This window comes from Parabacteroides sp. MSK.9.14 (assembly GCF_019041495.1).
Taxonomy (GTDB): Bacteria; Bacteroidota; Bacteroidia; order Bacteroidales; family Tannerellaceae; genus Parabacteroides; species Parabacteroides merdae.
In genome coordinates this window covers 1-2485 of record NZ_JAHPXO010000088.1, presented here as the reverse complement: position 1 = coordinate 2485, position 2485 = coordinate 1, and the positions used below count along the sequence as shown (strand labels likewise).

The 2485-nt window shown below is 48.9% G+C and carries 1 rRNA gene; it reads left to right on the top strand.

The features are described 5' to 3' along the window. Positions 1-81: 81 nt before the first annotated feature. Positions 82-2485 (top strand): 23S ribosomal RNA (locus KTG12_RS21085); the annotation flags it as partial.

Sequence of the window (2485 nt, the reverse complement as noted above, 5' to 3'; positions counted from 1 at the left end):
AAAAAAATAGAGCAAGCTGAAGATATATCAATCCGACACGGGCTTCAATTTTAGCAATAAAAGGAAGTAGTGTCAGTGATAAAGAAAGTAAGCAAGGGCAGACGGTGGATGCCTTGGCTCTCGGAGGCGATGAAGGACGTGATAAGCTGCGATAAGCTTGGGGTAGGTGCAAATAACCTTTGATCCCAAGATTTCCGAATGGGGCAACCCGGCTGGTAGAAGGCCAGTCATTCCGTAAGGAAGGCGAACGTGGGGAACTGAAACATCTAAGTACCCATAGGAGAAGAAAACAAAAGTGATTCCGCAAGTAGTGGCGAGCGAACGCGGAACAGCCCAAACCGATGATGTTTAGGCATTGTCGGGGTAGTAGGACCACGTTGTGGCAAGAGATTAAGGAAGTAGAACGTTTTGGAACAAACGGCCGTAGACGGTGAAAGCCCAGTATACGACTCTTTAACGAAGCCTAGTGGAATCCTGAGTAGCGCGGAGCACGAGAAATTCTGTGTGAATCAGCGGGGCCCATCCCGTAAGGCTAAATACTCCCGAGAGACCGATAGCGAACCAGTACTGTGAAGGAAAGGTGAAAAGCACCTCGAACAGAGGAGTGAAATAGTCCCTGAAACCGTCTGCCTACAAGCGGTCGGAGCAACGTAAGTTGTGACGGCGTGCCTTTTGCATAATGAACCTACGAGTTACTTTCTCCGGCAAGGTTAAGGGCTTCAGGCCCGGAGCCGAAGCGAAAGCGAGTCTTAATAGGGCGTGATAGTCGGAGTGAGTAGACGCGAAACCAAGTGATCTACCCTTGGTCAGGATGAAGGTTGGGTAACACCAACTGGAGGTCCGAATGGGTATACGTTGAAAAGTGTTCCAATGAACTGAGGGTAGGGGTGAAAGGCTAATCAAACTTGGAGATAGCTCGTACTCCCCGAAATGCATTTAGGTGCAGCCTTTATTTAGTATAGCATGAGGTAGAGCGACTGATTGGATGCGAGGGCTTCACCGCCTATCAAGTCCAGATAAACTCCGAATGCGTGCTATATATTGATAAGGAGTGAGGGCGCGGGTGCTAAGGTCCGCGTCCGAGAGGAGAAGAATCCAGACCATCAGCTAAGGTCCCCAAATAACAGTTAAGTTGAACTAACGAAGTCGGACTGCAGAGACAGCTAGGATGTTGGCTTGGAAGCAGCCATTCATTTAAAGAGTGCGTAACAGCTCACTAGTCGAGGAGTCCGGCGTGGATAATACTCGGGCATAAACTGTTTACCGAAGCTATGGATGTAGAAATACATGGTAGGGGAGCATTCCAACGGCGTCGAAGGTGAAGGATGACCTTTGCTGGAGCTTTTGGAAACGCAAATGTAGGTATAAGTAACGATAAAGGAGGTGAGAAACCTCCTCGCCGAAAGACTAAGGTTTCCTGATCAACGTTAATCGGATCAGGGTAAGTCGGGACCTAAGGTTAAGCCGAACGGCGATACCGATGGAAGAATGGTTTAATATTCCCATACTACTTTATGGAGCGATGTGGAGACGGAGAAGTGAAAGTCCTGCCATCTGACGGAATAGGTGGTTGAAGAGTGTAGATGTAGATTCCTGTAGGCAAATCCGCAGGGAGAGTCGACCTTGATAGTATGCCGCGTGCTTGCACAAGGCAAAATGGACGTAATCAGGCTCCCAAGAAAATCCGCTAAGCATATTCATAAAGTACCCGTACCGTAAACGGACACACGTAGTTGGGTTGAAAATACTGAGGCGCTCGAGTGATTCACGGTTAAGGAACTAGGCAAATTGACCCTGTAACTTCGGGATAAAGGGTCCCTACTGAGAGGTAGGGCGCAGAGAATAGGTCCAGGCAACTGTTTAACAAAAACACATGGCTGTGCGAAATAGAAATATGAAGTATACAGCCTGACACCTGCCCGGTGCTGGAAGGTTAAGAGGAGAGCTCATCGCAAGAGAAGGCTTGAATTGAAGCCCCAGTAAACGGCGGCCGTAACTATAACGGTCCTAAGGTAGCGAAATTCCTTGTCGGGTAAGTTCCGACCTGCACGAATGGTGTAATGATCTGGACACTGTCTCAACCGTGAGCTCGGTGAAATTGTAGTATCGGTGAAGATGCCGATTACCCGCGATGGGACGAAAAGACCCCGTGAACCTTTACTATAGCTTTACATTGAATTTGGGCAATCGATGTGTAGGATAGGCCGGAGACCGTGAAGCAGGTACGCCAGTATTTGTGGAGTCGCCGTTGAAATACGGCCCTTTGGTTGTTTGAGTTCTAACCCGCAGAAGCGGGGACACTGTATGGTGGGTAGTTTGACTGGGGTGGTCGCCTCCAAAAGAGTAACGGAGGCTTCTAAAGGTACCCTCAGACCGATTGGTAACCGGTCGCAGAGTGTAATGGCATAAGGGTGCTTGACTGGGAGACAGACAAGTCGATCAGGTAGGAAACTAGAGCATAGTGATCCGGTGGTTCCGCATGGAA